Origin of the sequence: Sorangium sp. So ce124 (assembly GCF_051525235.1) — a bacterium.
Classification (GTDB): domain Bacteria; phylum Myxococcota_A; class Polyangia; order Polyangiales; family Polyangiaceae; genus Sorangium; species Sorangium atrum.
Genome location: NZ_CP150312.1, coordinates 6,194,579 through 6,220,318 on the forward strand (window position 1 = coordinate 6,194,579; position 25,740 = coordinate 6,220,318).

Annotated in this window: 17 protein-coding genes and 1 pseudogene; 14 read left to right on the forward strand and 4 right to left on the reverse strand. The window is 73.1% G+C overall.

The annotated features are described in order from the left end of the window. Positions 1 to 343 precede the first annotated feature (343 nt). The 7 genes from WMF19_RS23130 (at position 344) to WMF19_RS23160 (ending at position 8,825) form a co-directional block, all read left to right on the forward strand. The gene (locus tag WMF19_RS23130) at positions 344 to 1,192 is read left to right on the forward strand and encodes a fibrinogen-like YCDxxxxGGGW domain-containing protein (protein WP_437901053.1); all 849 of its coding nucleotides are present in this window, start codon (positions 344 to 346) and stop codon (positions 1,190 to 1,192) included. 138 nt (positions 1,193 to 1,330) lie between these two features. Further along, on the forward strand, positions 1,331 to 2,224 hold the full coding sequence (locus WMF19_RS23135) for a hypothetical protein (protein ID WP_437901054.1): 894 nt from the start codon (positions 1,331 to 1,333) through the stop codon (positions 2,222 to 2,224). Continuing rightward, positions 2,224 to 4,101 carry a hypothetical protein gene (locus WMF19_RS23140; protein ID WP_437901055.1) on the forward strand — a complete coding sequence of 626 codons (1,878 nt, stop codon included), beginning with the start codon at positions 2,224 to 2,226 and terminating at the stop codon, positions 4,099 to 4,101. Before WMF19_RS23135 ends, WMF19_RS23140 begins: the two co-directional genes overlap by 1 nt. Before the next feature lie 140 nt (positions 4,102 to 4,241). Beyond that, positions 4,242 to 4,853: a 50S ribosomal protein L11 methyltransferase gene (locus tag WMF19_RS23145; protein ID WP_437901056.1), complete on the forward strand. Its 612-nt coding sequence runs from the start codon at positions 4,242 to 4,244 to the stop codon at positions 4,851 to 4,853. A 169-nt stretch (positions 4,854 to 5,022) separates the two neighbouring features. Continuing rightward, positions 5,023 to 7,215 carry a hypothetical protein gene (locus WMF19_RS23150; RefSeq protein ID WP_437901057.1) on the forward strand — a complete coding sequence of 731 codons (2,193 nt, stop codon included), beginning with the start codon at positions 5,023 to 5,025 and terminating at the stop codon, positions 7,213 to 7,215. Beyond that, the gene (locus WMF19_RS23155) at positions 7,212 to 7,874 is read left to right on the forward strand and encodes a hypothetical protein (protein ID WP_437901058.1); all 663 of its coding nucleotides are present in this window, start codon (positions 7,212 to 7,214) and stop codon (positions 7,872 to 7,874) included. The genes WMF19_RS23150 and WMF19_RS23155 overlap by 4 nt, the downstream gene beginning before the upstream one ends. A gap of 6 nt (positions 7,875 to 7,880) precedes the next feature. After that, on the forward strand, positions 7,881 to 8,825 hold the full coding sequence (locus WMF19_RS23160) for a formylglycine-generating enzyme family protein (protein ID WP_437901059.1): 945 nt from the start codon (positions 7,881 to 7,883) through the stop codon (positions 8,823 to 8,825). Positions 8,826 to 8,886: 61 nt separating this feature from the next. Here WMF19_RS23160 and WMF19_RS23165 read toward each other — a convergent pair whose 3' ends face one another. Next, entirely contained in the window at positions 8,887 to 9,927 is a 1,041-nt protein-coding gene (locus tag WMF19_RS23165; RefSeq protein WP_437901060.1) for a hypothetical protein, read from the reverse strand. A 337-nt stretch (positions 9,928 to 10,264) separates the two neighbouring features. Between WMF19_RS23165 and WMF19_RS23170 the strand changes: the two genes are divergently transcribed. The 5 genes and pseudogenes from WMF19_RS23170 to WMF19_RS23190 form a co-directional block, all read left to right on the forward strand. Beyond that, positions 10,265 to 10,660 carry a VOC family protein gene (locus tag WMF19_RS23170; protein ID WP_437330725.1) on the forward strand — a complete coding sequence of 132 codons (396 nt, stop codon included), beginning with the start codon at positions 10,265 to 10,267 and terminating at the stop codon, positions 10,658 to 10,660. Positions 10,661 to 10,784: 124 nt separating this feature from the next. Next, positions 10,785 to 12,566, forward strand: a complete 1,782-nt coding sequence (locus tag WMF19_RS23175; RefSeq protein WP_437901061.1) for a serine/threonine-protein kinase — start codon at positions 10,785 to 10,787, stop codon at positions 12,564 to 12,566. 4 nt (positions 12,567 to 12,570) lie between these two features. Beyond that, entirely contained in the window at positions 12,571 to 13,449 is an 879-nt protein-coding gene (locus tag WMF19_RS23180) for a hypothetical protein (RefSeq protein ID WP_437901062.1), read from the forward strand. After that, entirely contained in the window at positions 13,449 to 14,309 is an 861-nt protein-coding gene (locus WMF19_RS23185) for a formylglycine-generating enzyme family protein (RefSeq protein ID WP_437901063.1), read from the forward strand. Before WMF19_RS23180 ends, WMF19_RS23185 begins: the two co-directional genes overlap by 1 nt. A gap of 306 nt (positions 14,310 to 14,615) precedes the next feature. Continuing rightward, positions 14,616 to 14,765: pseudogene (locus tag WMF19_RS23190) on the forward strand (hydrolase); the annotation flags it as partial. A gap of 115 nt (positions 14,766 to 14,880) precedes the next feature. On the opposite strand, the gene WMF19_RS23195 reads toward WMF19_RS23190, so the two are convergent. After that, on the reverse strand, positions 14,881 to 16,365 hold the full coding sequence (locus WMF19_RS23195) for a sigma 54-interacting transcriptional regulator (protein ID WP_437901064.1): 1,485 nt from the start codon (positions 16,363 to 16,365) through the stop codon (positions 14,881 to 14,883). A 279-nt stretch (positions 16,366 to 16,644) separates the two neighbouring features. Here WMF19_RS23195 and WMF19_RS23200 point away from each other — a divergent pair, with 279 nt between their 5' ends. Next, on the forward strand, positions 16,645 to 18,246 hold the full coding sequence (locus WMF19_RS23200; protein WP_437901065.1) for an endo alpha-1,4 polygalactosaminidase: 1,602 nt from the start codon (positions 16,645 to 16,647) through the stop codon (positions 18,244 to 18,246). Positions 18,247 to 18,310: 64 nt separating this feature from the next. On the opposite strand, the gene WMF19_RS23205 is transcribed toward WMF19_RS23200, so the two are convergent. Together WMF19_RS23205 and WMF19_RS23210 are read right to left on the reverse strand one after the other, a co-directional pair. Continuing rightward, positions 18,311 to 23,248, reverse strand: a complete 4,938-nt coding sequence (locus tag WMF19_RS23205; RefSeq protein WP_437901066.1) for an MG2 domain-containing protein — start codon at positions 23,246 to 23,248, stop codon at positions 18,311 to 18,313. Between the two features lie 192 nt (positions 23,249 to 23,440). After that, the gene (locus tag WMF19_RS23210; protein ID WP_437901067.1) at positions 23,441 to 24,322 is read right to left on the reverse strand and encodes a hypothetical protein; all 882 of its coding nucleotides are present in this window, start codon (positions 24,320 to 24,322) and stop codon (positions 23,441 to 23,443) included. 467 nt (positions 24,323 to 24,789) lie between these two features. Between WMF19_RS23210 and WMF19_RS23215 the strand changes: the two genes are divergently transcribed. Further along, entirely contained in the window at positions 24,790 to 25,587 is a 798-nt protein-coding gene (locus WMF19_RS23215; RefSeq protein WP_437901068.1) for a hypothetical protein, read from the forward strand. Positions 25,588 to 25,740: the final 153 nt, after the last annotated feature.

Genomic DNA, 25,740 nt, shown 5'->3' on the forward strand with positions numbered 1-25,740 from the left:
CAGCCAACCACGGGCCCATGATTTGCCAACGACGATGCATGGGCGCGTGTTTCTATGAAGTTTCTGTAGGATATTTTCTTCATTCACTTCGCGTTGTTGCGTTCGTCACGCTCGTCACGTTCTTCACGTTCTTCACGTTGGTTGCGTTCGTCACGTCGCCTTCGTCTTCCATTTCAATGCCTGCGGGACAGCGGCGCGCTCGTGCGCGCGGTCGGAGGGCGTCGCGAACGGACCGGTTGCTTGCCAGGCCCGGGGTGAGGCTGTAGCGTCCGCGCGGCGCAGGAGGAGCGCCACGCCGCTCCGGCGGGTGCGACGCGGCAGGCATCAGGTCATGAGAGCGAGGATGACGAGCGGGTCCGCGACGTGGGCGGGAGCGGCGGCATGCCTTCTGGCGTGCGGGTGTACGGCCCTCGCCGGGCTCGATAGGCCCTATCACCTGGAGGCGGGCGGGGGCGCCGGTGGTGGGGGTGGCGGGGGCGCCGGCGGGCAAGACTGCGCCGAGGAGGCGAGCGCAGGGTGCGTCTACGACCGGTGCGGCGCCGTCCCCGAGAGCGCCCCGAGCGGCGTCTACGCGCTCGATCCCGACGGGCCCGGCCCACAGGAGCAGATCGAGGTCTACTGCGGTGAGCCGGTGGACGGCGATCGCTGGGCGCTCGTCTACAACAGCGTCGGATCAAAGGACGGCGCGACGCTCCCGTTCTGGAAGATCCTGTACGCCGATCGGCTCGCCGCCAAGGGGACGCCGTCGCTCGACGACAACCATTACCAGCCGTCGCTGTACATCGCCGGCCGGGAATACCGCGACGAGATCGAGGACATCGCAGGGACCGTCGCCGAGGTGATGCGCGCGACCGCCGAGGGCATCGATACCGGGGATATGCACCTCCTCACGCCGATACGCGTCGGCGGCGATGATCACCTCTTCTCGTGGCAATTCGCCACCGGATGGTCGTCACCGGATTTCGACGCGGACACCAAGGACGACGGCAATTGCGCGGGCGCCTATGCGGGCGTCACGCAGCACTACGGGCACTGCTTCGTCTACAACCTCGGCGCGGACGACGATGATCCGATCGAGGACGAGGGCTGGGGCCCGCACGTCAGCACGCCGGACGCGACGTCGTACGGGCTCTCCGACGACGGGAGCGGTTATACGCGCGTGCAGCGGATCTCCCGCTGGACGCGCTGGTGATCGCGGCCCGCCGGTTCAGCGCGCCGACGGCGCTCGCGAGCGACATCCGCGTTGAGCACGATTCATGACGCGGCTTCGCCCTTGACGTTCAATCATGGATTCGGCGACCTTTGCGTGACCTACGCCACAGGAGCCTTCATGCGCCATCGCTTTCCCATCCTCGCGACGTTGACCGCTGTTTCCCTCCTGCTCGGCGGGAGCGCCCGCGCCGACGACGGGGAGGACGAGGTCACGCTCAAGAACGGCGGCACGATCCGGGGCACCGTCGTCTCCTCCGAGCCCGGGGAGAGCGTGAAGATCATCGAGCTGGGCGCGAAGGAGGTGCGCGTCGTCCCGTGGGCCCAGGTGTCGGACGTGGAGCGCGGGAAGTTCGCGCCGAAGAGCGCCCCGCAGCCCGGGCCTGCGGGGCCGGGCTATGGCGCCGCACCACCTCCGAAGGCGATCCCGGCCCCCGAGCCCGCACTCGGCGCGCCCGGCGTGGTGAGGCTGCATGTCGAGAGCCCGCAGCCCGTGCGGGTGGTCACGGAAGGCGCCACGACCTACGGCGCTGTTCGAGGCTACGGCTTCGCCATCCAGGAGATCCGGCACGTCTGCGCCTCGCCGTGCGACAAGGTGATCGACGGCAGCGACGGGCGCCGGTTCTCGCTCTCGCCGGAGGATGTGCCGCCGCCGGATCCGTTCACGTTCGCGCAGATGACGGGCGACGTCACCCTTCGCGTGGAGCCCGGCAGCTACGGGCGCCGCACCGCCGGGGCCTGGCTGAACGTGCTGGGCGCCACCGCCGTGGTCACGGGCGGCACCCTGATGCTCTTGAGCGGCCTGAGCTCGGGGGCCGACGACTCCTCGAGCGACGTGGGCGGGAGTTTCATGACCGCGGGCCTCGTCTCGCTCATCGGCGGCGGCGCGGCGCTCGTCGGCGGCATCGTGCTGGTCGCGACGTCGGGCACGTCGGTCACGGTCGAGCAGCGCGGTGAGAAGCCGGCTGGCAAGACCGCGCAGGTCAAGCCGCGCTACTGGCTGGGCGAGTTCTGATGCGCCGGCGCGGACGCTACGGGCTGCTCGCGCTCTGGCTCGCCGCGGGCTGCAGCCACGGCGCGGCGCCCGCCGGCCCGCCGCGCAGCCCCGGAGAGCCCGCGGCGTCGGCGCCACGGAGGGCGTTCACGCTCGGCGATCGCGCCATCGAGGAGGTCGTGCGCGCCGTGAGCGCCGCGCGGCAGCTGTCGCCGCAGAGGCCGGTCGCCGTCGAGCGGCTCGACCATGCGCGGTTCGTGGAGCGCCTGCTGGACAGCCGAGACGAGGAGCCTTCATCGGAGGGGTCGCTCAGCTCGGAGGCCGCGTTCCTGCTCGGCTTCAACTTCCTGCCGCAGCCCGGGCAGCGCGGCGGGCTCTCCACCGTCGACGAGGTGCTGAAGGAGCAGGTCGTCGGTTTCTACAGCCGCGCGGCCGACAAGGTCTTCATCCCCGACGTGGCGCTCGCGTCCGAAGACGACCTGCTCGAGCAGCGCGCCGTGCTCGCGCACGAGGTGCAGCACGCGCTCCAGGCGCAGCATTTCCCCGACATGCCCGAGCCGAAGAGCTCGGACGAGGCCATCGCGCAGCTCGCGCTCATCGAGGGCGACGCCATGGTCGCGATGGGGGCATGGCTCGGCGCCGAGGCCGGTGCGCCGGTGGGGCGCACGCTGCGGCGGATCGTCGAGGTGACGAGGCGCATCCCGCTCGCGAGCGTCACGCGCGGCGAGGCGAGCACCAAGCTTGACAAGGCGCTCGATCTGACGAAGAAGCGCCTCGAGTTCCCGTACCGCGACGGGATGCTGCTGGTCACCGACGTGTACCGCGCCGGCGGCTTCCCGCTCGTCGACAGGATGTACACGCGCCTCCCGCGCAGCACCGAGCAGGTGCTGCACCCCGAGAAGTACCTGGCAGGCGAGCCCCCGCGGCCGTTCGCCGATCCCCGGCCGCCGCCGGGCTACGCGCTGTCTGCCGCCGACACGCTCGGCGAGCTCGACACGCGCATCCTCCTCGAGCGCTGCGTCGCCGCGGAGGTCGCCGAGCGCGCGGCCGCCGGCTGGGCGGGCGATCGCTTCGGCGTGTTCGCCGGGCCGGATCGGCGCCTCGCGACGGCGTGGATCAGCGCGTGGGACACCGAGAAGGACGCGGAGGAGCTCGAGGCGGCGCTCGGCCAGAGCGCGGCCTGCTGGCACGAGAACGCGCTCGGGGTCGAGCGAGGCGACTACACGATCGGCGCCAACATCGCCGTCCGCCGTCAGGGCAAGCTCGTCGCGTTCGTGCGCGGCCTCCCCGAGGGCGTCGGAGCTGCGCTCGCGTCGCACCTCTTCACGCTCGCCGGGCCGGAGCCGAAGCCGACGCCGCTCACCGATCGACCGATCCCGCCGCGCGTCCGCCTCCCCGAGCCGACGCCGGGCCGACTCGAAGGCGACGTGTACCGCAACGGCTGGCTCGACGTCGTCGGCCGCGTGCCGCAGGGCATGCTCGGCCACGTGGGCGGCGACGTCGAGTTCGTGGTCGAGCGGCCCGACGCGCTCGTGCGCGGCGGCATGTCGGTGTCCACGCGCATCACCAGCGACGCCGAGAACGAGAAGACCTTCGGCGAAGTGCAGGCGTCGTTCGTCCGCGATGTCGCCGAGCTCTCGATGCGGGTCGAGGCGCTCGGCGGCGGCCCGGTGGCGACGGCGCTCGGCGCCGGCGTCGAGCGGGCGTGGCGGGTCGCCGGCACATCGATGGAGCTCCGGCTCGTGCTCGTCCCGATCTGCGCCGGTACGGGGTCGATCGTGTTCGTTCAGGCGTACGGCGATCCCTATGCGCGCAGCGTGCTCGACGGATGGATGGACAGCTTCCGCTGGACCAACGGGCGCAACCTCACCGCGTGCGATTTTCTCGATCCGAAGTAGCCGCCGGGTGACTGGAGCCGAAAAGAGACGGCGGCGGGCTCGACGACCTCACGCTGCCCGACGCCCGCCTGCCGCTCAGCCCCCTGCCCTCTCCGATCCGGGTGATGTTCGAGCCCCGCGGTGGCAGACTCCGGCGACGCATGAGCGACCGTTCGACCATCATCGAAGTGCCGCCTCGCTTTCGCGTGATCACCGATCCGCGGGACGCGGAGGTCGACGAGCGCACCATCGTCCTCGGCCCGAGCCACGCGTTCGGCGACGGCCGGCACGAGAGCACGCGGATGTGCCTCCAGGCGCTCGCGTCGTTCGCGCCGCGCAGCGGCTTCCGCCTCTTCGACGTGGGGAGCGGGACCGGGATCCTCTCGATCGGCGCCGCGAAGCTCGGCGGCGAGGCGATCGGGGTCGACATCGACGTCGCCGCGAACGCGATCGCGGCGGACAACGCACGGCGGAGCGCGGTGGAAGCGCGCGTGAGCTTCTCGGCGACGTGGCCGGACGGGACGTTCGACATCGTCGTGGCCAACATCCTCCGCGACGTCCTCACGGCGCTCGCCCCTCGGATCGTGGCTCGCCTGGCTCCCCGCGGGACGTTGATCCTCTCGGGGCTCGTGTCCACCGATGTTCCGGAGATCGTGGCGCGTTATGCGCCGCTCCTCGCCGGGCGTCGACCGGAGATCTTCGAGCGGGGCGCGTGGCGCGCGCTCGTGTGGCGCGACGCCGAGCCGCGCGCCGATGCCGGAGCCACGGCATGATCTCGGCGCGGCGAGCGTCACCCGGATGTCCGCGAACGACGCCATGACCGGAACCGGAACCGGAACTGGAACCGGAGGTGGAGAGGGATGAGGAAGCAGCGCCGTCGCGCCCTCCCGCAGCGCGGCCGTTGACCCGGGGCGCGAGGGCGCGCGAACATCCGGCGATCCCTTGCCGACCCTCCCTGCGACACGCCACCTCGCCGCGCTCCTCGCGCTTGCCGCGAGCGCCTGCTCCCGCGGGTCCACCCCCGGCACGGACGCCGGGCCTGGCCCGGCCGGCAGCGCGAGCGCCTCGGCCAGCGGCGCGGGCGCTCCGGCCGCTCCCCAGCCTCCGTCCACTGCCGCGCCGCTGCGCGCGCCGGTCCGCGAGGGCGGCGCCCTGTCCCGCGCCGCGCGCGAGGACGCGCTCTATGTGGCCGACGAGGACCACGGCGTGGTCCGCGTCGTGCCGCTGCCGCTCGACCCCGCCCGGCCCGGCGCAGGCGTCCCCACACCAGGCAGGCCCGCGCAGGTGCTCGCGCTCGGCGGGCGCGGCGAGCACGAAGCGCGCGTCCTCGCCACCGTCCGCGATCCGGGGCTGCTGCTGATCTTCCAGGCGGATCCCGCAGCCGGCCTCGTGGAGGTGGGCCGCGTGCCGCTGCCCGCCGACGCGTGGGGCATCGCGGTCACGCCCGACGAGAAGACAGCGATCGTGACCTCGGCGTGGACCCACAAGGTCTCGGCCGTCGACCTCGAGACCAGGCAGACGCGGTGGACCGTCGACGTGGCGCGCGAGCCGCGGGGCGTGGCGGTGCTGCCAGACGGCAGCGCCGCGTACGTGAGCCACCTCGTCGGCGCCGATCTCACGAGGATCGACGATCTCGGCGGGGCGCCGAAGGTCCGGCGCGTCGCCCTGCCCGCTTCGCCGCTGCGCGCCCCGTCGGGCGAGCGCCTCGCCGCGTCGCTGGGGTATGCGCTCTCGCTCTCCGAGGACGGGCGGCGCCTGTTCGCGGCGCGGCACGCGCTCGGCGCCATGGGCCACGCCGCGTGGTTCGGCGCCGCGACGGTGGACGTGCTGATCACCGGCCGGGACGAGCCGCTCGCCCCGCCGCACCACGGCAACCTGCCGGTGCTCCGGTCGGCGTTCGCGGAGCAGGTGATCACCCCGGAGAGCGTGATCACCCTGCCGGGCGCGGGCGTCACGCCCGTCACCCAGCCGCGCGCCATGGCGTACCGCAAGCGCGCGCGCACGCTGCTCGTCGCGGGCGAGGGCGACGACCTCGTGCTCGAGGTGGACGCGACCGCTGTGGATCCGACGCTCGCGATCGTGAAGAGCTACCCGGTCGGCGGCCGCTACGATCCGCACCTCCGCGTGGCCGGCACGTGCGGCGCGCCGACCGGCCTCGCGCTCTCCGCGGACGAGGCGACGGCGTGGGTCTTCTGCCGCTCGACCGGCGACATGGCGGCGCTCCGGCTGCACGACGCGGCAGCGGGCCCGGACGTGGCGCCCGTTGGAGCGGCGGGCCCGACGGGCGCGGCCGGCCCCGCGCCGGCGTCCGCCGCGGCGGGCGTGGCGGAAGGGCCGTCGGCGCTCGTGCACCTCGCCGAGGATCCGCTCGGCCCGGAGGTCGCGAAGGGCCGCCGGCTCTTCTACGACGCGCTCGACGCCACGGTGAGCGGCAACCTCGGCTGCGCGGGATGCCACCCCGACGGGCGCGACGACGGGTACGTCTGGCGCGAGGCCACCTTCAGCACGGCCGACGGCGAGCACGCGAACTTCGTCGGGCGGCCGGAGAACATCCCCGAGGTCGCCAAGAAGCGAGGGTTTCCGCGGCGCACCCCGATGCTCGCCGGCAACGTGGGCGCGGCCGGGCCGTACGGCTGGCACGGCGAGAGCGAGGACCTCGTCAGCAGGCTCCAGACGGGCATGGGGCTGCACCGCTGGGGCGGGCTGCCGATCGACCACACGCCGGCCGGGCTCGCGGCGCGGGCGACCTATCTCGCGATGTTCCTCCGCCGGGGCCTCGTGGCGCCGCCGCGCGCCGAGGGGGCGCCGGACGAGCGCGTGAAGCGCGGCCGGGAGATCTTCCACAGCGACGAGGCGAAGTGCTCCCGCTGCCACGTGCCCATGAGCGATTACACCGATCGCACGGCGTACCCGATGCCGAAGCGACCGCCGCCGCCGGGCTACGACGAGGATCCGCGCCCCGAGTACAAGACGCCGTCGCTGCGCTTCGTGGGAGGCCGGCCGCCCTACCTTCACGACGGGCGCGCCGGCACGCTGGCGGAGCTCATCGAGCAGAACGCCGACTGGATGGGCAAGACCAGCCACCTGTCGCCCGAGGACAGGGCGTCGCTCGTGGCGTTCCTGGAGACGTTATGAGGCCGCGCTCCGTGCTGCTCGCCCTGATGGGCGCTGGCGTGGCCTCAGTCCTGGCGGCCGCGTCCGGGGCGCCCGGCGCGCAGCCCGGCGGCGCGGCAAAGGCCGCGGCAGGCGCCGCGACCGACGCCGGCGCGCCCACGGCCGCGGAAGGCGCCGCGAAGGCCGCGGCGAGCGCCACGACCGACGCCGGCGCGAAGAACGCCACCGCGACCGATGCCGGTGCGACCGATGCCGGCGACGAGCTGCCCCTCGACGCCGCGCCCTTCCCGCCCGAGCCGTCCAAGCAGCCCACGGCCGCCGAGTGGAAGGCGGCGCCTCGCGTCCGCCTCTCCCACGCCGGCCCCGCGGCCGCGGGCTGCCGCGCGTACAGGGCCAGGGAGTGGCTGCGCATCCGCTGCCCGGAGCTCACCGTCTCGGCCATCTCGCTGCTCGGCGGGAAGTCCGATGGCGTGGCCTTCTGGATCGATCCGCCCCGCGCCGGCAGCGAGCTCCCGCGCGGGGGCGAGGTGATGTTCCCGATCCGCCGCGGCGATCGGCGGGTGATCCAGATCCTGACCTTCGGCCCGGGCTACGACGGGCCGTTCACCTTGTTGCCGGCGATCGTCATCCAGGAGCAATGGCTGGAAGACGAGCCGGCGCCGACCGTGACCGCCTCCTGAGAGACCATGCGATCCCACCCCACGCTCCGCGCCATCCCCTCGCTGTTCCTCCTTGCCGCTGCGAGCGGCGTCCTCGTCGCCGCGTGCGGCGCCGCCCCCGCGGCTCCCGGCGGCCTGCCCGCACGTCAGGCGCCCGCTGCGCAGCCCACGGCCGCGAGCCCCGCCTCGACAGGGGCGGCGCTCGCCCCGGCGACCCCGCCCCCGTCCGAGCCGGCGGTGGCTTCGGCGCCGGCGAGCGCCGGGCAGCCCGGCGCCGAGCCGACCGCCGCACCGGCCGAGGCGGCGAAGCCATCGGAGGGCTGCCCCGACGGCATGGCCCGGGTCCCGGGCGGCAGCTTCGTGATGGGCCCGCTCAAGGTGAAGGCCACCGTGGGCGACCTCTGCGTCGACAGGACCGAGGTCACCGCCGAGGCCTTCGCGGCGTGCGTCAAGGATGGCAAGTGCACGGATACATTGGCCAATTGCGCCAAGGAGGCGTCGACCTACGGCGTGGCCGGCAAGGAGAAGCAGCCGATGGTCTGCGTCGACTTCTCGCAGGCCCAGGCCTACTGCGCGGCGCGGGGCAAGCGGCTACCGCGCGACGACGAGTGGGAGTGGGCGGCCCGCGGCGGCGAGGAGGCTCGGCCGTATCCGTGGGGCGAGGAGGCCCCGAAGGATCAGCTCTGCTGGTCCGGCGGCGGCGCCGTGCGCAAGACCGCGTGCGACGTGGGGAGCTTCCCCGCTGGCGCCAGCCCGCAGGGCATCCAGGACCTGGCGGGCAACGTCTTCGAGTGGACCACCAGCGCCAACGACGGCAACGGCAAGATGCGCATCGCCCGCGGCGGCAGCTGGCGCGACGGCATCGCGCCGCTCGTCAGGACCGCGCGGCCGGGAGGCTTCGAGGCGACGTACCGCTGCGGGTTCCTCGGCATCCGCTGCGTCGTCGAGCCGGCGGCCCCGTCGACCAAGTAGGTCGCACCGCATCGTACGGCGCCCGGCTGGCTCGGAGGAGCAGCGGTCCGGCGCCGTCGCGCTACGTCGCGTTCGGCTCGGAGAGCCAGGCCGCCAGCGCTTCCGCCGAGAACGAGAGCACCACCTCCCCTACCCGGGTCTCTCGCAGCCGATCCAGCCGCTCGGCGAGCGCTGCAGTCTCCGCCTCACTGAGCGGCCTGCCGAGCCGGAGCTCGCACATCCGGGCCGTCATCTGGAGCTGCCCGCGCTGCTCGCCATGCAGCAGTGCGCGTTTTTCCGCCTCTTTCGCCTCTTCCGCCTGCCTCTGCGCCTCTTTGAGCGCCGCCTCGCTCTCTTTGAGCGCCGCCTCGCTCTCTTTGAGCGCCGCCTCGCTCTCTTTGGACACCGCCTCCCTCAGCGCCGCTTCCCTCCGCGCGGTGAACTGCTCATACCATTCGCGGGTTTCCATGATGAAATCCCTCTCCTCGGAAGGCAACCCCAGCAGGAGCTGCCCTGGCACCTCGAAGCTTAGCCGAACGAGCCACGGCAGCGCCACCCGGCGCTCCCACGCGTCATCGGGGAGCGCCGCGAGGTCGCGCAGCGCCGCTCGCCGTACGCGGGGCGAGCCGAGCAAGCGCAATAGCACCGTGCTCCTCACGCGCGGCAGCTCCGCGATCACCACCGCATGAATCCGCCACCCTGGCGCCGGGCCGACGTAGAGGCCCTCCGGACCAGCAGCGTCCCGCACGAACCCGAAGTCGCGCAACACCCCATCCGGACGCCCAGCGCACACGAGCCACGCCGATGGCAGCTCCAGCTCGCGCTCCGTTCGCAGCTCGAGCGTATGATGCCACTGATAACGCTTGCGCATGCAGCCGTGGAGCTCGGCCGCGCCCGGCGCGCCGCTGAACACCTCCACCATCCCCGCCTCCGCCGCCATCGAGCGGAGCAGCCCGGGCTCGATCTCGGGGTGCGCTCGCAGCAGGTCCGGATCGGGCACGTGCCAGACGTCGATCCGCTGGGCATCCCCGGCCGGCACTTCCACCTCGGTCTCAGCGGCCCCCACGAGCACGAAGACGTCCCGAAGGATGTTCTTGCCGAGCTGATCGAGGCGGAAATGCATGACGGCCGCCGATACCACACCAGAGCGCGAAAGGACATCTGTTGACACCCCATGCCTCTCGTCGTTCCCCCGGAGTCCGGTGGTATCGAATCCGCACGCAGAGAGCGGTGCTGTCGGTAATTACCAAGACCGGGTCAAGCCCATTTATCTATCGATCATGCCATCGAATTACCCATCGACAGATCAACCATTACCTGGCCGCCCCAGAGCCCGTTCCGCTCTCTTGATCCATCGCGCGAGCCCAGCGGACCGCCGGGCTCGCGGGCGGCCGCTGCCCTGTCCGGCGCTCGCGCCTTGCCTTCCGGCCCGGCGCAGCGCACCTTCGCGCCCAGCGACCATGCCCAGCGACGATCCCTACGTGATGCCCTCCTACGTCAAGCTCCTCGTCGCCGACGCGGAGCGCTCCGCCTCGTTCTACGAGCTCCTCGGCTTCACCCGCGTCCACCAGGATCTGGTGTTCGTCCACCTGCGCTGGGCGCGCCACGCCGATCTCTTCCTCGTCGCGACGCCGCCGGGGGTCTCGCTCGCCGGGCAGCGCGGCCTCGGCGTCATCGTCTGCTTCAGCGCCGCCGGCGATCGCGGCATCGAGACCATCGCCGCGCGCGCCGCGGCGGCCGGCGCCGCCGTCGATGGGCCACGCGACCAGCCGTGGCACACGCGGGAGGTCGTCGTCACCGACCCCGACGGCTACCGCCTCTGCTTCGTCGAGCCGAGCACGCCCCTGCAGGGCTGACGGCCCGCGCCCAGAGACGAAGACGAAGACGAAGACGAACGACGTCAATCGACACGCGCCCGTCGCTCCATCTCCTTCACAGGGGTGGGCCCGGCGCCGGCGCCTCCCAGGGGCGGCGCCGGGCGTGCTCGTGTATCATCCCATCGGCATGTCGCCGGAGCCGTCGCAGCCCAGGCCCATTGGGCGATATCTGCTGTACAGCCCGATCGCGTCCGGCGGGATGGCGTCCGTGCACCTCGGCCGGCTCGTCGGCGACGCGGGCTTCTCTCGCACCGTGGCCATCAAGCGGCTGCACCCCGCGCTCGCCGAGGCGCCCGAGATCGCCGAGAGCCTGCGCGACGAGGCCCGCATCGTCGCGCGCATCCAGCACCCCAACGTCGTCGCCATGGTCGACCTCCTCCTCGCCGAGGACGAGGCGTTCCTGGTCATGGAGTACGTGCGGGGCGAGTCGCTCGCGCGGCTGCTCCGGGCGGCGCGCGCGCGCGGCGCGCCGGCGCCGGTCCCCATCGTCGCGAGCATCGCGTGCGGCGCGCTCCACGGCCTGCACGCGGCCCACGAGGCGTGCAGCGAGTGGGGCGATCCGCTGGGCATCGTGCACCGGGACGTCTCGCCCGAGAACGTGCTCGTCGGCGTCGACGGAACGGCGCGGCTGCTCGACTTCGGCATCGCCAAGGCGCGCGGGCGGCTCAGCACCACCCGCGGCGGGCAGATCAAGGGCAAGCTCGCGTACATGGCGCCCGAGCAGCTCCTCTGCGGCGACGTGACCCGGCGGACCGACGTGTTCGCGGCGGGCGCGGTCCTCTGGGAGGCGCTCGCGGGCTGCCGGCTCTTCGACGGCGGCGACGAGGGCGCCCTCATCCGGGCCGTGCTCGAGAAGCCGATCCTGCCCCCGAGCTCGCTCGCGGCGCACGTGCCGCCTGCGCTCGACGCCATCGTCCTCCGTGCGCTCGAGCGGAACCCGGAGGGCCGCTACCCGACCGCCCGCGAGCTCGCGGTCGCCATCGAGGACGCCGTGCCGCTCGCGTCGCCGCGCGCCGTGGGCGAGTGGGTGGAGGAGCTCGCCGGCGACGCGCTCGCGCGGCGGGCGGCCCGCGTCGCCGCGATCGAGAGCGCGTCGGCGGCGATCCCGAGCGCCCCCGCGACGCCGAGCGCGGGCGCGGGCGCGGGCGCGGCCGCGCTGGGCGGGCCGAGCGAGCCCAGCGGCGGGAGCGGACGTGAGTCCATCTCGCAGAGCCATCCGGGGCGCGGACTGGTAGAGACCGCGCCCGCGATCCCGTCGAGGGCCCTCGATCAGGGAATGCTCGCAGCCGAGCACCCGCCCGGATCGGTGACGTCCAGCGTGGTCTCGCTGGGACTCCCCGCGACGGACGGCACGCGGCGCGACGGTCCGCCCCCCATGGCGAGGAAGCGCGCGCGTCCGCGGCTCGCGCTGCTCGGCGCGCTGGTCCTCGGCGGCGCGGCCGTGCTCGCGGCGCAGTCGTGGCGCCGCGCCCCTCCCGGCCCGGAGGACGCCGCGCGCGCGGTCCACGCGCCCGCGGCGCAGCCGGCCAGCGCCTCGGCGGCGAGCGCGGCGAGCACCATCGCGGCAAGCCCGACGAGCACCGTCGCTACAAGCCCGGCGAGCGCCGCCGCGGCTGACCCGGCGAGCGCCGCCGCGGTTGACCCGACGAGCGCCGCCGCGGCTGACCCGGCGAGCGCCGCCGCGGCTGACCCGGCGAGCGCCGCCGCGGCTGACTCGGCGAACGCGGTCACGCCGGCGCCCGCACAGCGCTCGGCGCGCCCTGCCGCCGCCACGCGCGCGCCTGCACCCGCGGCGCGCGCGACCCGCGCCGACACCCAGCGCTGCTCCCCGCCCTATACCGTGGACAAGGCCGGCATACGCCGGCTCAAGCCTGAGTGCCTGTGAACCGATGATCCCTCCGTGTCCCAACCGCGCCCGGCTCGCGCTCTCCCTCGCCGCCGCGGCGGCGCTCTCGCTCGCCGGCGCCCGCACCGACGCCGCGCCGGACAAGCAGGCGTGCGCCGCCGCTTACGAGCGCGCGCAGGGCCTCCGCCGCGACGGCCGGCTGATCGAGGCGCGCGACGCGCTCGTCGCCTGCTCGCAGCCGACGTGCCCGGCGGCCGCCGTGGCCGACTGCGGGCCGTGGCTCGCCGAGGTCGAGCAGAGCCTGCCCTCCGTGGTGGTCGCCGCGAGGGACGCGCACGGACGAGAGCGCCTCGACGTGCGCGTGCTCGTGGACGGGCGCCCCCTCGCCGCGGCGCTCGACGGCAAGGCGCTGCCGGTGGACCCGGGCCCGCACACCTTCCGCTTCGAGCCCGCGACCGGCCCCGCCGTCGAGGAGCGCGTGCTGATCCGCGAGGGCGAGAAGAACCGCCCGCTCACCGTGATCCTGGGCGCGGCTTCGACCGGCGCGCCCCCCTCGCCTCGCCCGCTCGCCCCGGGCGCCGCGCCGCCCGCGGAGCCCTCGGTCCCGGGGCTCGTGTGGGCCTCCGGCGCCGTCGGCGTCGCGGGGCTCGCCGTGTTCGCCGTCGCCGGCGCCCTCTCGCTGAGCGCCGAGGCCGACCTGCGCGCCACGTGCGCCCCGCGCTGCACGGAGGCTGAGGTGCGCGCCATCCGGGTCCAGCACGCGGTCGCCGACATCGGCCTCGGCGTGGGCGTCGTCGCGCTGGGCGCCGCGGCGTGGCTCTACATGACCCGGCCGGCCGCGGCGCAGCCCTCGAAGGCCGGCGCGGCGGCGCTCTGGCCGTTCGTCGCCGGCAACGCCGCGGGCGTCGCGGGGTCCTTCTGATGCGCGCGTCGGCCCGCGCCCGCGGCGGCGCCGCCGCCCTGGCGGCAGCCTTCCTCTCGGCGTGCTCGCTCGTGCGCCCGCTGCACGGCCTCACCTGCGAGCCCGGGGCCGGCAACGCCTCGTGCCTGTACGGCCAGCCCTGCGACGCCAGCGCCGACTGCACGACGGCCGCCTGCACCGAGGGCGTCTGCCAGTGCCCCGCCGGCATGGTGACGATCGAGAGCTCGTTCTGCATCGACCAGACCGAGGTGTCGAACGCCGCCTACCGCACCTTCCTGGCCACGCAGCCGGACCTCGCGGCGCAGGAGCCGTTCTGCTCGTTCAACAGCACCTTCGATTTCGACGACACCGGGCCCGAGGCGCCCCTCGTGTGCACGACGCGCCGCAAGGAGGACGAGCACCCCGCCACCTGCATCGACTGGTGCGACGCGCGCGCCTTCTGCAGGAGCCAGGGCAAGCGCCTCTGCGGCGAGCGCCACGGCGGCCCGCTGCCGTTCCGCGGCGACATGGCGCAGGGCGAGTGGTTCGACGCATGCAGCAAGCACGGCGCGCTCGCTCACTCCACCGGCGAGTTCGACGCTCTCCAGTGCAACGGCGACAGCACCGAGACGGTGCCTGTCGGCGACGACGCCAGCCTGGCGTGCGAGGGCGGCTATCTCGGCCTGCAGCACATGAGCGGAAACGTCCGCGAGTGGGAAGACGCGTGCTCCGACGACGTCGGCCCAGGCGACCTCTGCAGGACCCGGGGCGGGGCGTTCGACAGCGGGGGAGCGCTCGAAGAGCTCCGGTGCGACGCGCGCGACGAGCGCGAGCGCGCCGACACCGATCATACGATCGGGTTCCGCTGCTGCAGCGGGTAACGCCGCGACGGCGCCGGCGGCCGCTCGCCCTCTCCCTTCGACGCCGAGAGGAGCGCGCGAGCTCGTCGAAGGGCACCCCCGGACGCGGCCGGCCGGCGGCGGTCCAGGACGACGCTGCGCTCTTCGTCGCTCGACTTCGGGCCGCTCAAGGACCACAGGAGCCCCCGGCTCCCGGCAGTTTCGTCCAGGAACGTCCGATCCCGACCGGGTAGGGTCACGACCGCACCGGCCCGAGGGGGGCGCGGACGCCGCTCGTGATCGGCAAGGTCGTCCATTCGACCGTCAATGGCAGGAGCGATGAGGGATATGAACCAGTATCAAAAGCTGTATACACCCCAGGACACCGCCGTTGTCTTCATCGATCATCAGCCGCAGATGATGTTCGGCGTCGCCAACATCGACCGCGCGACGCTGATCAACAACGTGACGCTCCTCGCGAAGGTGGCGAAGGAGTACGCCTACACGATGGTCCACCGCGCGCCCCAGTCCGCGGCGAAGCCGCAGATCGTGCCGAAGAAATCCGGCCACTGAATCCGGCCATCAGGCGGCCCGCACGTGCGATCCCCGAGGCTCATCGCCTGATGTCGTACTTGTCCAGCTTGTAGAGCAGCGCGCGCCGCGAGATGCCGAGCCGCTTCGCCGCGCGCGTCTGGTTGTTCCCCTCGGCGGCGAGGGCGTCCTCGATGCTCCTCTTCTCCAGCTCGGCGAGGCGCGCGGGCATCGTCCCGCCGTCGGCGGACGGCGGCGGCGCCCCCGTGCTCGCCGGGGGCGCGCCCGCGCTCGCGTGGGGCGCGGCGCCCTCGGCGCCCTCCACCACGGAGGCCGGCAGGTGCTCGACGTCGATGACGCCGCCCTCGGCCAGCACGACGGCGTGCTCCACCGCGTTGCGCAGCTCGCGCAGGTTGCCGGGCCACACGTGCGCCTCGAGCGCCTGCATCGCCGCGGGCGCGAAGCGCGGCGCCCGCTCCCCGATGCGCCCGGCGACCTGCTGCGCGAAGCGGTGTACGAGCAGCGCGATCTCGGCGCGCCGCTCGCGCAGCGGCGGGACGCGGAGGACGAACGTGCTGATGCGGTAGTAGAGATCCTGCCGGAACCTCCCGGCCGCCACCTCGGCCTGGAGGTCCCGGTGCGTGGCGCACACGACGCGCACGTCGAGCTCGATCTCCTGCGTGCCGCCGATCCGGGCCACGCGCCGGCTCTCGAGCACGCGCAGCAGCTTGGCCTGCATGGCGAGGGGCATCTCGCCGATCTCGTCGAGCAGCAGCGTGCCGCCCTGCGCCGCCTCGAAGTAGCCGATCTTGCGGCGATCCGCCCCGGTGAAGGCGGCCTTCTCGTGCCCGAAGAGCTCGCTCTCGAGCAGCGCCTCGGGCAGCGCCGCGCAGCTCAGCCGCACGAACGGGCCGCCTGCGCGCGGGCTGGCGCGGTGGAGCTGCTCGGAGACGACCTCTTTCCCCGCGCCCGTCTCGCCGAGCACGAGCACCGTCGTCTGCGCGCGCGCGAGGCGCTGCACCACCTGGAAGACCTTCACCATCGCCTCGTCCGCGACGACGAAGCCGGCGCCGGGGCCGGAGGGCGGGCCCTCCAGCGCCTCCGGCGCGGCCCCCGGCGGCGCCGCCTCGACGGGCGCCGGCGCCGCGATCGCGACGACGATCTCGGCCGGGCCGATGCGGATCACGTCGCCGCCGGCGAGGGGCCGCACGGCGTCGCGCAAGACGGCGCCGTTCACCGAGGTGCCGTTGCGGCTCCCGCAGTCGATGACCTCGAGGGCGTCGCCGTGCCGCGCGACGATCGCGTGGTTGCGCGACACGCGGGGATCGTCGACGTGGACCGCGGACTCCGGCGCGCGGCCGATCGCGACCACGTCGCCTTCGGTCAGGTCAATCACCCGCGCCGCGCCATCACCGGCGCGGATGATCAGGGAGGCCTGACCCTGCGGCGTCCGCTCGTCGGGCGCGCTCTCCGCGGCGTCGAGCTCTGTCGCGACCTCGGCCGCGGCGCGCGGCGGCTCCGCGCTCGGCGGAGAAGCTGCCTGTCGACGAGGGTCTCGCTCCGCCATGCCGTTCGAAGGTTGCGCAAGTGTACGACGCTTGCGCAGCCCGCGGCAACGGCAGCGCGCACCGCCGCGCGGAAGACGCGGAGCGCGCGCTGGTCCCCGCCTTGCAATGCGTCTGCGGCGCGCACGGACCAGCGCCGCTGCGGCGCGCGGAGATGCTGCGGGAGCCGCCATCGCCCGGGCCATCGCGGGGACCGGAGCGTCTGGAGACGCGTCGCGCCGACGACGCGTCTCCAGACGTGCGCCTGGCTTCACCTACGACCAACACGACAGGAGACGAGCATGACTTATCCCATCCGACCGGCGTCCTCTCTCGCGATCTGCGGCGCCCTGCGCCATGCCCTCGTGAGCCTGGTCGCGACGCTCGCCGCCGCAGGGTGCGGCGCGGATTCGGGCTCCGACGCGGAGATCGCCTCGGCGGCGAGCGGCGACGCGGTCACCGGCGCCCTCACGATGACCTGCTCCAAGCTGACGGTGAGCCGGGGCAGCATCGGCGCCGGGCAGACGGCCGCCGCGCTCGCGACGGCGGATCTCACGGGCCAGCAGGACGTGTGGAGCAAGTACGTCGAGTTCGCGCCCGGCACGAGCGCGACGTGCGAGTACGCGCTCCCGTCGGGCACCTCGGCGGCGCAGCTCGCGTCCCTCGCGCTGGGCGTGAATTATCGCGGCCCCGCGAGGACGGACATGCGCTGGACCTTCGAGGCGTGGGACGCGGCCGCCCGCGCCTGGGTCCCGGTCGGCGACAACGCGTTCGCGCGCGACTGGTCCTGGACGAGCGCGAGCCTGACCCTGCCGGGGCCGCTCGGGCGGTTCGTGGCGGGCGGTACCCTCAAGATCCGGTACGCGACGAGCAGCTCCGCCGACAGCTCGATGCTCGACAAGCTCGTCCTGACGGGCACGACCAGCGGCGGCTCCACCGGCACCGGTGGCTCCGGCGCCGGCGGCTCCACCGGCACCGGCGGCTCCGGCGCCGGCGGCTCCACCGGCACCGGCGGCTCCGGCGCCGGCGGCTCCACCGGCACCGGCGGCTCTGGCGCTGGCGGCTCCGGTGCTGGCGGCTCAGGCGGCTCTACCGGCACCGGTGGCTCCGGCGCCGGCGGCTCCACCGGCACCGGCGGCTCCGGCACCGGCGGCTCCGGCGCCGGCGGCTCCACCGGCACCGGTGGCTCCACCGGCGGCATCTGGGTCCCCGCGCCGGGGACGACGTGGCAATGGCAGCTCACGGGCACCATCGACACCAGCCTCGATGTCGCCATGTACGATATCGACCTCTTCGACGCCCCGCAGGCGAAGATCGACACGCTGCGCGCGGCCGGAAAGAAGGTGATCTGCTACTTCAGCGCGGGGAGCAGCGAGGACTGGCGCGACGACGCGTCGAGCTTCCCCGCCGCAGGGCTCGGCAATCCGCTCGACGGCTGGCCGGGCGAGCGGTGGCTCGACACCCGCAACGCCGGCGTGCGCAACGTCATGAAGGCTCGGCTGGATCTGGCGGTGCAGAAGCGCTGCGACGGCGTGGAGCCCGACAACGTCGACGGCTACACCAACAGCCCCGGCTTCCCGCTGACGGCGGCGACGCAGCTCGATTACAACCGCTTCCTGGCCGCCGAGGCGCACGCGCGGGGGCTGTCCATCGGGCTGAAGAACGATCTCGATCAGGTGAAAGATCTGGTGGGGAGCTTCGACTGGGCCCTGAACGAGGAGTGCCACGAATACGGCGAGTGCGAGATGCTCACCCCGTTCATCCGCGCCGGCAAGGCGGTGTTCCACGCCGAGTACGTCGACGCCTCGAAGGCAAACGCCGTCTGCTCCGCCACGAAGCCGCTCGGGCTCTCGACCTTGATCAAGAAGCTCGACCTCGACGCCTGGCGCGTCGCCTGCCCCTGATCCACGCGCCGGCGCAGGGGCGCTGCCGCGCACCCGCGGTCAGCGCCCTCGCCCGGTCAGCCCTTCATTCCCCCGCCACCTCGAGGAGCTGCGCTCCGGAGTAGCTCTGCTGTTCCGGCTGGTAGTACGGGTGCACCTCGGCGCCGCCGTCCTCCGCCCTAACAGGCATGGTCGCCTGCAACCGGTAAGCGAAGGCGACCGCGCGGCCCGCAGGGATCTCCTTCACATAGAGGATCAGCTGCTTGCCCGTGATCTCGAACTTCGAGAGCTGGCCCGCGGCGATGTACTCCTGGAGATCCGCGGTCAGGAGCTGGAAGCCGGGCGGCAGCCCGACGGTCACGAGGACCATGCTCTGCACCGAGTCCGTCTTGTTCTGGACGCTTAGCGACGCCGTCACGATGTCGTCCACGTACAGCTGGGTCTTGTCGTACGCCACGCTGACAGCGAGCGGGCCTCCCGCGTCGTTCGGGACCGCGGCCCACGGCAGGTTGTGGCGGCTCACCAGGTTGTAGCTGAGCTTCCCCTCCCCCGAGAACGAGAGCGCGACGTCGTGCGCGCCCGCGGTCGCGAGGTGCGTGAGGTCGACCGTCGTCATGACGTCGGCCTGGTCCTCGCGCAGGGAGACCGTGCCCGCCGCCGCGCCGTCGACCGCGACGGTCACCGTCCCCGTGGCGCCCTCCGTCCCCTTGCTCGCGGCGAGGAGCAGGGTGCGCAGGCTCCAGATCGTCGCCTGGGTGGAGCCGAAGTTGCCGTTCGGGTCCTTCGACTGGGTCAGGAACTTCACGCCGCCGTCGGCGCTCGGCCGGTGGGCGCCCGCGGAGAGCAGCGCGTGGGTCGCGAGCGCGGTGGTCGTGACCTTGGCGTCGTTCCCGGACTCGTAGAAGGAGGTCTGCGTGCCGCCGTCATCCCAGTAAAATGCGTCTCCTTCCGCGGTCTTGCGCGCATCCAGGGCGTCGAGCACCTGGTCCGTCAGCGCCGCGGAGGGGTCGGCCACGGCGAGCGCGTTGGCCGCGATCGCCAGCGTGTACAGGTCGTCGGTCGCCGGCTTCAGCGAGCGGCCCAGGTAGGCGAGCCCCTTCCCGATCTCGGGCCCCGTGTACCCCGCGCTCGCGAGCGCCCAGAGCACGAAGGCGCTGTTGCGGAGCGTGCCGGTGTGGAAGCTGAAGAACTCGGTCTGGTCGCCTTCCCACGTGCCGTCCGCCTTCTGCTGCCCGGCGAGCCAGTTGACGGTCCGGGCGAGCATCGCCTCGTCCACGGTGTGGACCTTGATCATGTCGGCGAACTCCATGACGCCGAACGCGGTGACCGACAGGTACGGATGCCCGTCCTGCTCGCCGAACCACGAGAAGCCGCCGCCGGAGTGCTCGAACGTGAGCAATCGCTGGTACCCGGCCGAGATCAGCGACTCGGCCTTCATCTGGATCTCCGGGGTGATCTGGCCTGTCTGCTTCATGTACTGCGTGACGAGCACGTTGGGCCAGGTCGTCGAGGTGGTCTGCTCGAAGCAGCCATTCGGGACCTGGAGCATGCTGTCCATGCCGCTCACGACCTGCGACAGGAACGCGGGGTAGATCTCGAGATAGAGCTGGTTCGAGCCGGGGACCGCGTCCGCAGGGAACGACAGCGCGTGTTCGGCGCTGCCCGGCGCGAGCGTGCCAGACTGGCTCTCTGCGAACGGCTTCCCGTCCGGGACCACGCGCACGGTGCGGGCCACGGCGTCGGCGCCCGCGCTGCCCCGCGCGGTGACCGTGAGCGAGTTGACGCCCACCGTGTTCACCTTCACCGGGAACCGGACGCCGCGCACCTCGCCCGCCGCGAGGGACACCGTCGTCGACGTCGCGCCGAGCGGCGTGTACCAGCTCCCCGGCTCGAGGCTGAGATCGACCGTCTGCGGCGTCTCCAGGTAGTTGTAGACCGCGATCGGGAACTCGACCTCATCGCCGCGCGTGAGCGTCGCCGGGAAGCTCACGTCGACGAAGAAGTCCTGGAACACCTTGAAGCCGCTCTGGATGCCGCCGAGCTTGCCGTCCGTGGAGTTCGCCAGCGCCGAGAGCCGCCACTCGGTGATGCTGTCCGCGAGCGGGATGCTCAGGGTGGCCGTGCCGTCGGGGCTCGTGATCACGCTCGGGTTGACGTAGAGGGTCTCCGGGAACTCGCGCCGGACGCGCGGCCCGCCAGCGTTGCCGTTGCCACCGGGATCCGGGGTGGGATTCCCGGCCGAGCCGCCGCCCGCTCCGGTTCCTCCGGTCGCGGCGCCATTCGCCCAGCCGCCGTCCGCGCCGCCGGGGATGCCCCCTTCTGCCCAGTCCTGCGTGGGCACCTGGACCCCGAGATCGCTGAACGCGAACGCGAACGTCGCGTCGTCCTGGCTCTGCTCCACCTCGTCGGGCCCCGACGATTGCAGCGTGAACCCGCTCCAGCTGGAGGCCACCCGGTACGCGTTGCCCCACACGTCGAAGGCGCGCAGGCGCTCGGCGACCCGGCTCCCCAGCAGCTCGACGTACGCGCCCCCGCTGCACTGGAACTGGGCGCCGTCGCAGCCGAGCGCCTTCAGCTCCTGCGCGGCGGCCGCGGTGGCCTCCGCGAGCCAGGGCTTCATCACGCCCTTCTGGCGCTCGTAGAACGGCGCGAGCTCCTCCGGCACCTTCGCCAGCACGGCGGGCCACGTGCGCGCCTGGAGGCCAGTGAGCGACGTGCCGGCGAGCGCGGCGAGCGAGGCCTGGGTCTTCACCTGCGCGGCCTCGGCCTTCTCGGGGTCCTCGCTCGCGGTCGCGTTGAACAGGAGGTCCTGGAGGTTCGCGGCCGGGCCGTGGATCTCGTAGCTCGGCTTCGCGAACTCGTCCTCCAGCTCGAAGTAGGTGCGGAGCAGCCCGGGCTGGGCGTCGACGAGCGCGAAGACCGCCTGATCGACCACCTGGACGCCGAGCGCGGCGACCTTCGGGTTCCCCGCGTCGTCCTTGACCGACAGCCGCAGCGTCGCCGTCTCCCCCGGCGCGTACAGGGGCTTGTCGGCCTCGACCTCGACGCTCAGCGCGGAGTCGCCGCGCGCAAACACGGTGCGGCCGGAGCGGACCAGATTGCCATCGTCGTCGACCAGGTACGCCTCGACCCGGTTGCTGCCGAGCAGGCCGGCGTCGACAGGCATGCTGAAATGGGCGCGCCCGCCCTCGAGCTCGAGAGAGCGCATATCGACGGCCTGGCCGTCGTTCAGCCAGTCGACGTAGACGCTGCCGGCCTCCTCGCTGGACTCGATGGTGACCTCGACCGTCTCGCCGGTCTCGTAGACGGCCCGGTCGGTGCGCACGAGGAGGTGCTCGCCGCCCGTCTGTGTGACGAACGAGAACTTCCGCGTGACCGCCCGCTCGCCCACCGTCGCCCGCACCTCGAACGCGCCGTCCGCCGTGGCGACCGGCGGGGTGAAGCTCACCACGGCCTGGCCGAAGGCGTCGGTGCGCGCGGTGAGCTGCGTGCCGTCGGGCGCCGTGATGACCGCCTCCGTGTCGGGGAGCGGCGCCCCGAGCGGGTCGGTGACGAAGAGAAGAAGGGTGTTGGGGATCCCCGGGACGAGCTCGCGCGCCTCGGGCACGAGCACGATCGAGGCCGCGTCGGCGGCGACCTTGACCGGGATCGCCTTCGTGACCTCCTGCCCTGCCGTGTCCGCGACGGTGACGGTGAGCGTCACGGCCGCGTCGCCCTGCTCCAGCGGCAGGCCCGCGAGGCTCCGCGGAAGCGTCAAGCTGAAGCCGTAATGGCCCTCGGCGTCGAGCTCGCCCACGATGCGCTGGAACGTCGTCTGACCGACGTCCAGCGACGCCGCCTCGATGGTCACGCCGCCGCCGGCGACGTTCTTGCCGAAGAAATAGCGCGCGTCGATCGTGCCTGTCAGCGTGTCGCCCGCCGTGTACCACGGCCTGTCGGTCCTCACGGCGACCTCGAACTTGGGCAGCGCGTACTGCCCCACGGTCACGACCTTCTCCGTCGTGGTCTCCCCGCTCACGAGGCGCACCTTGAACTCGCCGGTGTTCACGATGGAGCCGATCCGGAACGTCGTCGCGGCGACGCCATAAGCGTCGGTCACGATGGGCTTCTTGAAGATCTTGTTGCCCTTGCCGTCCTCCACCTCGAACGTGATCGGCTCGCGGACGAGCGGCGCGTTGTTCCCCCGCTCGAGCGCGAGCGCGCGCAGGTGGATCGTCTGGCCGGGCTTGTAGAGCGGCTTGTCGGTGGTGAGGAGCAGCTTCGGGCCGGGGCCCTCGACGGTGACGCTCGCGGTGAGGGCCGCGTTGACGCCGAAGCCGAGCGCCTGCGCGGAGACGGGGTGCGCCCCGAGCGCGCCGGGCTCCACCTCGAACACCGCGGCGCCGAGCGCGTCCGTCGTCCCGCGGAGCGGCCGCGCCCCCTCGCCCACCGCGAGCTCGACATCCACCTTGGGCACCGGCTGGTGGGTGAAGGCGTCGGTCGCGCGCACGCGGTAGCTCGCGGTGCGGCCGCGAACCACGCGCGCCGGCCCCTCGAGCTGCACGTCGTAGGGCGGGATGACGCGGAGGAGGCTGCGCGTGACGAGCAGCCCCTCCTCCGACCCGTCGTCGACGCGGACGAGGTACCGCGCGAGGCCCGGCTGCGCGCTCACGGCCGGCGCCGGAAGGCGCGCCTCCGCGGTCGTCGCCGTCCCGCCCGCGATCTCCAGGTCGACGTCGGTCGTGCCTTGTTCCTTGTCCGCGCCGAGATCGACGAGCGTGACGCGCAGGTGGCCGCTCGTCGCGCCGGCGGTCAGGTTGCGCACCGGGATCTGGAGGCGCAGATCGCTCCCGTCGATCACGCCCAGCAGCCTCGCTTCGTCGATCTCGAGCGTGCCGTTCCGGGGTTGATCGGGGCGACCGAGCGTCGTTGGCGGGGCCTCATCGGAGGAGCACCCCGCCGCGAACGCGCTCGCCAGCGCCAGCGCGGCGAGCAGGTGGGGAGAGCTCCAGCGTCGGCGGAGAGCATCGAAGCGTACGCGCATAAGTCCAAATCCTCCCGAGCGGCGCTGGCACATCCCCAGCGGCCGGCGCGTTGATTGCATACGACGTACCAAGATGTTTTACGGCCCACGAGCAGCAAATCCGCGGGAATAGACGCAGACCGCGCGCGGGAGATGCGCCACGTTGTGCCAAGGTTCTGGCTCACCGGCGCCTCCCGGCGCGCCGGTGTCCGTTCACATGGGGAACTCGGGGAGATAGCCGAGGTTCTTGTCGGGGTGCGCCGCGCGTGCGGCGTCGATGCTCTCGGCGCAGCAGGTCCCCTCGCCGGTGAGGGCGCCGTCGATGGCGAACTCGACCCGGAGCGGCCCCGCGTCTCCGGGGCGGGAAGGGACGATGTACCCGTCGACGCGCCGGAGGGCGGGCACCTCTCCGGCGGTCACCCGGGACTGACCCGGCAGCACGATCATGTTCTTGCCCGGGTACGCGCTCCGCGCCTCCGCGATGGTATCGGCGCAGCAAAAGCCGCCGGCGGTGGCCACGCCATCGTTGGCGAAGTTGACGTGGAATCGCCCTCCGAGCGAGCCCTCCTGCAGGATGTAGCCGTCGATGCCGATCAGCGACGGGTGCGCCGCGCAGCGGTTCACCTCGCCGCCGCCCCCGCAGCGCGCCGGGAGCGCGCACCCGCTGCAGACGACCTGCCTGGCCTTGCCGCACCGATCGACGGCCTCGAAGCCGCCGCACTCCTGGCCGCGCGCGGTGCAGAGCTCGCCGTCGGTCTCCGGCGTACACACCGGCCCACCCCCGCCTTCGCCGCCGCCGCCGCCGCCGCTGCCGCTGCCGCTGCCGCCTTCGCCGCTGCCGCCGCCCTGGCCGACGCTACTGCCTTCGCCGCTGCTGCCGCCTTCGCCGCTGCTGCCGCCTTCGCCGCTGCTGCCGCCTTCGCCGACGCTACCGCTTTCGCCGTTGCTCCCGCCTTCACCGCCGCTCGCCCCGGCGCCATGACCGCTGCCGCTGCCGTCGCCGCCGCTGCCGCCGTCGCCGCTGCCACCTCCGAAGTCTCGTACTGTCGTCGAACAGCCCTGCGCCGCAGCCAACCACAGAACGGCTGGCCCCATCAGCATTGCGTATCGAGCTCGCATCATCCCCATGATCTCGAGCGATAACACCACTTCAGTCACGGCTCAACGCAAAGCCTATGGCGCCTCGCCGGCGCGCGAGATCGCAAACGACCGCGCCCCGGCGATACATCCGCGCAGGATCGCGGCAACACGGTTTCTCACAGCGTCACGGCATTTCGAGGTCATGGTATCGCGCTGTCACGGCATCACGAGGTCACGGCAATACGGCGTCGCGCGGCCGTCAGCGCTCTCGTGCGCGTCGACGACGCCGCTGCGACTCGACGACTCGATGAGCCGAGGGTCGGCGACCACCTGCGTGCGATGGCGAGGCCGCGCGGCGCGCCCGGCCCATGGGATGGGGTCGACCGGTCACGAGGGTCCGCGCCGTGCTCCCCTGGACATCGGGATCCGACCGTCTCAGGTTCTCGCCCGAGCGCGAGGCGCTTCGCCGCCGAGGAGGGACCATGCAGTTCGACTTCGAGATGCCCGTGTTGGCCGACGGAGGCCTCGATGCGGGCGTGCTCGACCGCGTCCTGGTCGACCGGGAGCGGGGCGTGCTGACCCACGTGGTGCTCCGTTCTCCGCTGGCGAGCGAGGAGCTGCTGATCTCGATGGATCTCGTGCAGGGCACGGCGGACGGGCACCTCCGCTTGCGGTCCGGCCGTGACGATCTGCTGGCGCTGCCTCGGTACTACGAAGGGCGGACGACCGCGCAGCCGCCGGGGCGCGTCGATACCTCGCTCGTGCCGCAGCCGCCCGAGCGGAGGCAGGAGCTGGAGGAGGCGCTCGGGGTCACGGACGATACGGTCGAGCTCGGCCCCGACACGCGGGTGATGACCGCCGACGAGGCCGAGGCGCAGCTCGTGGGCATCGGCGCGAACGATCCTGGCAACGACATCTCGCGGATCCGCGTGCGCGGCCCCGCGGGCGCCGAGGCCGACTTCCCCGCCTCCTGGATCGACGTGATGCGCGAGGACGTGGTGGCGCTGAAGGTGACCCGGGACGATGTCTTGCGCTCTCGTCCGGCGCCCAGACGCCGGGACGGAAACGTCGCGAGCCTCGAGGGGCTCTCGGGCATGGGCGGACGCGACGGCGACACGCCCGAGGAGGTGTTCGGAGCGAATTTCGTCGATGAGCTGCGCGGCAAGAGCGGTATGGTCCTCCGCGTGCCCGGCGCCGGCAGCCCCACCGAGGCGGAGGGCAACCGCGTGGCGGCGCCCGCGGTGGACACGGGCCCGGAGCAGCGGTCCTCCTCGCGATGAGCTCGTGAGCCGGGCGCGGCGGCGCTCCGGAGGGCTGGAGTCTCCGCCCCCGGCGCGCTCCCCTCCTCCGCCCCTGCAGGAGCCATGGCTGGGCTGGGGCACGTCGCGCGTCCAGCGCGGCGCGATACCGCCCTGCGGGCAACTCCATCCCAC

What these genes read in the sequence shown, in the direction of transcription:
- WMF19_RS23155 (WP_437901058.1), top strand. Translation starts at nt 7,212, where the DNA reads ATGAGGCCGCGCTCCGTGCTGCTCGCCCTGATGGGCGCTGGCGTGGCC.
- WMF19_RS23160 (WP_437901059.1), top strand. Translation starts at nt 7,881, where the DNA reads ATGCGATCCCACCCCACGCTCCGCGCCATCCCCTCGCTGTTCCTCCTT.
- WMF19_RS23215 (WP_437901068.1), top strand. Translation starts at nt 24,790, where the DNA reads ATGCAGTTCGACTTCGAGATGCCCGTGTTGGCCGACGGAGGCCTCGAT.
- WMF19_RS23145 (WP_437901056.1), top strand. Translation starts at nt 4,242, where the DNA reads ATGAGCGACCGTTCGACCATCATCGAAGTGCCGCCTCGCTTTCGCGTG.
- WMF19_RS23195 (WP_437901064.1), bottom strand. Translation starts at nt 16,365, where the DNA reads ATGGCGGAGCGAGACCCTCGTCGACAGGCAGCTTCTCCGCCGAGCGCG.
- WMF19_RS23185 (WP_437901063.1), top strand. Translation starts at nt 13,449, where the DNA reads ATGCGCGCGTCGGCCCGCGCCCGCGGCGGCGCCGCCGCCCTGGCGGCA.
- WMF19_RS23210 (WP_437901067.1), bottom strand. Translation starts at nt 24,322, where the DNA reads ATGGGGCCAGCCGTTCTGTGGTTGGCTGCGGCGCAGGGCTGTTCGACG.
- WMF19_RS23170 (WP_437330725.1), top strand. Translation starts at nt 10,265, where the DNA reads ATGCCCAGCGACGATCCCTACGTGATGCCCTCCTACGTCAAGCTCCTC.
- WMF19_RS23130 (WP_437901053.1), top strand. Translation starts at nt 344, where the DNA reads ATGACGAGCGGGTCCGCGACGTGGGCGGGAGCGGCGGCATGCCTTCTG.
- WMF19_RS23165 (WP_437901060.1), bottom strand. Translation starts at nt 9,927, where the DNA reads ATGCATTTCCGCCTCGATCAGCTCGGCAAGAACATCCTTCGGGACGTC.
- WMF19_RS23135 (WP_437901054.1), top strand. Translation starts at nt 1,331, where the DNA reads ATGCGCCATCGCTTTCCCATCCTCGCGACGTTGACCGCTGTTTCCCTC.
- WMF19_RS23200 (WP_437901065.1), top strand. Translation starts at nt 16,645, where the DNA reads ATGACTTATCCCATCCGACCGGCGTCCTCTCTCGCGATCTGCGGCGCC.
- WMF19_RS23180 (WP_437901062.1), top strand. Translation starts at nt 12,571, where the DNA reads ATGATCCCTCCGTGTCCCAACCGCGCCCGGCTCGCGCTCTCCCTCGCC.
- WMF19_RS23140 (WP_437901055.1), top strand. Translation starts at nt 2,224, where the DNA reads ATGCGCCGGCGCGGACGCTACGGGCTGCTCGCGCTCTGGCTCGCCGCG.
- WMF19_RS23205 (WP_437901066.1), bottom strand. Translation starts at nt 23,248, where the DNA reads ATGCGCGTACGCTTCGATGCTCTCCGCCGACGCTGGAGCTCTCCCCAC.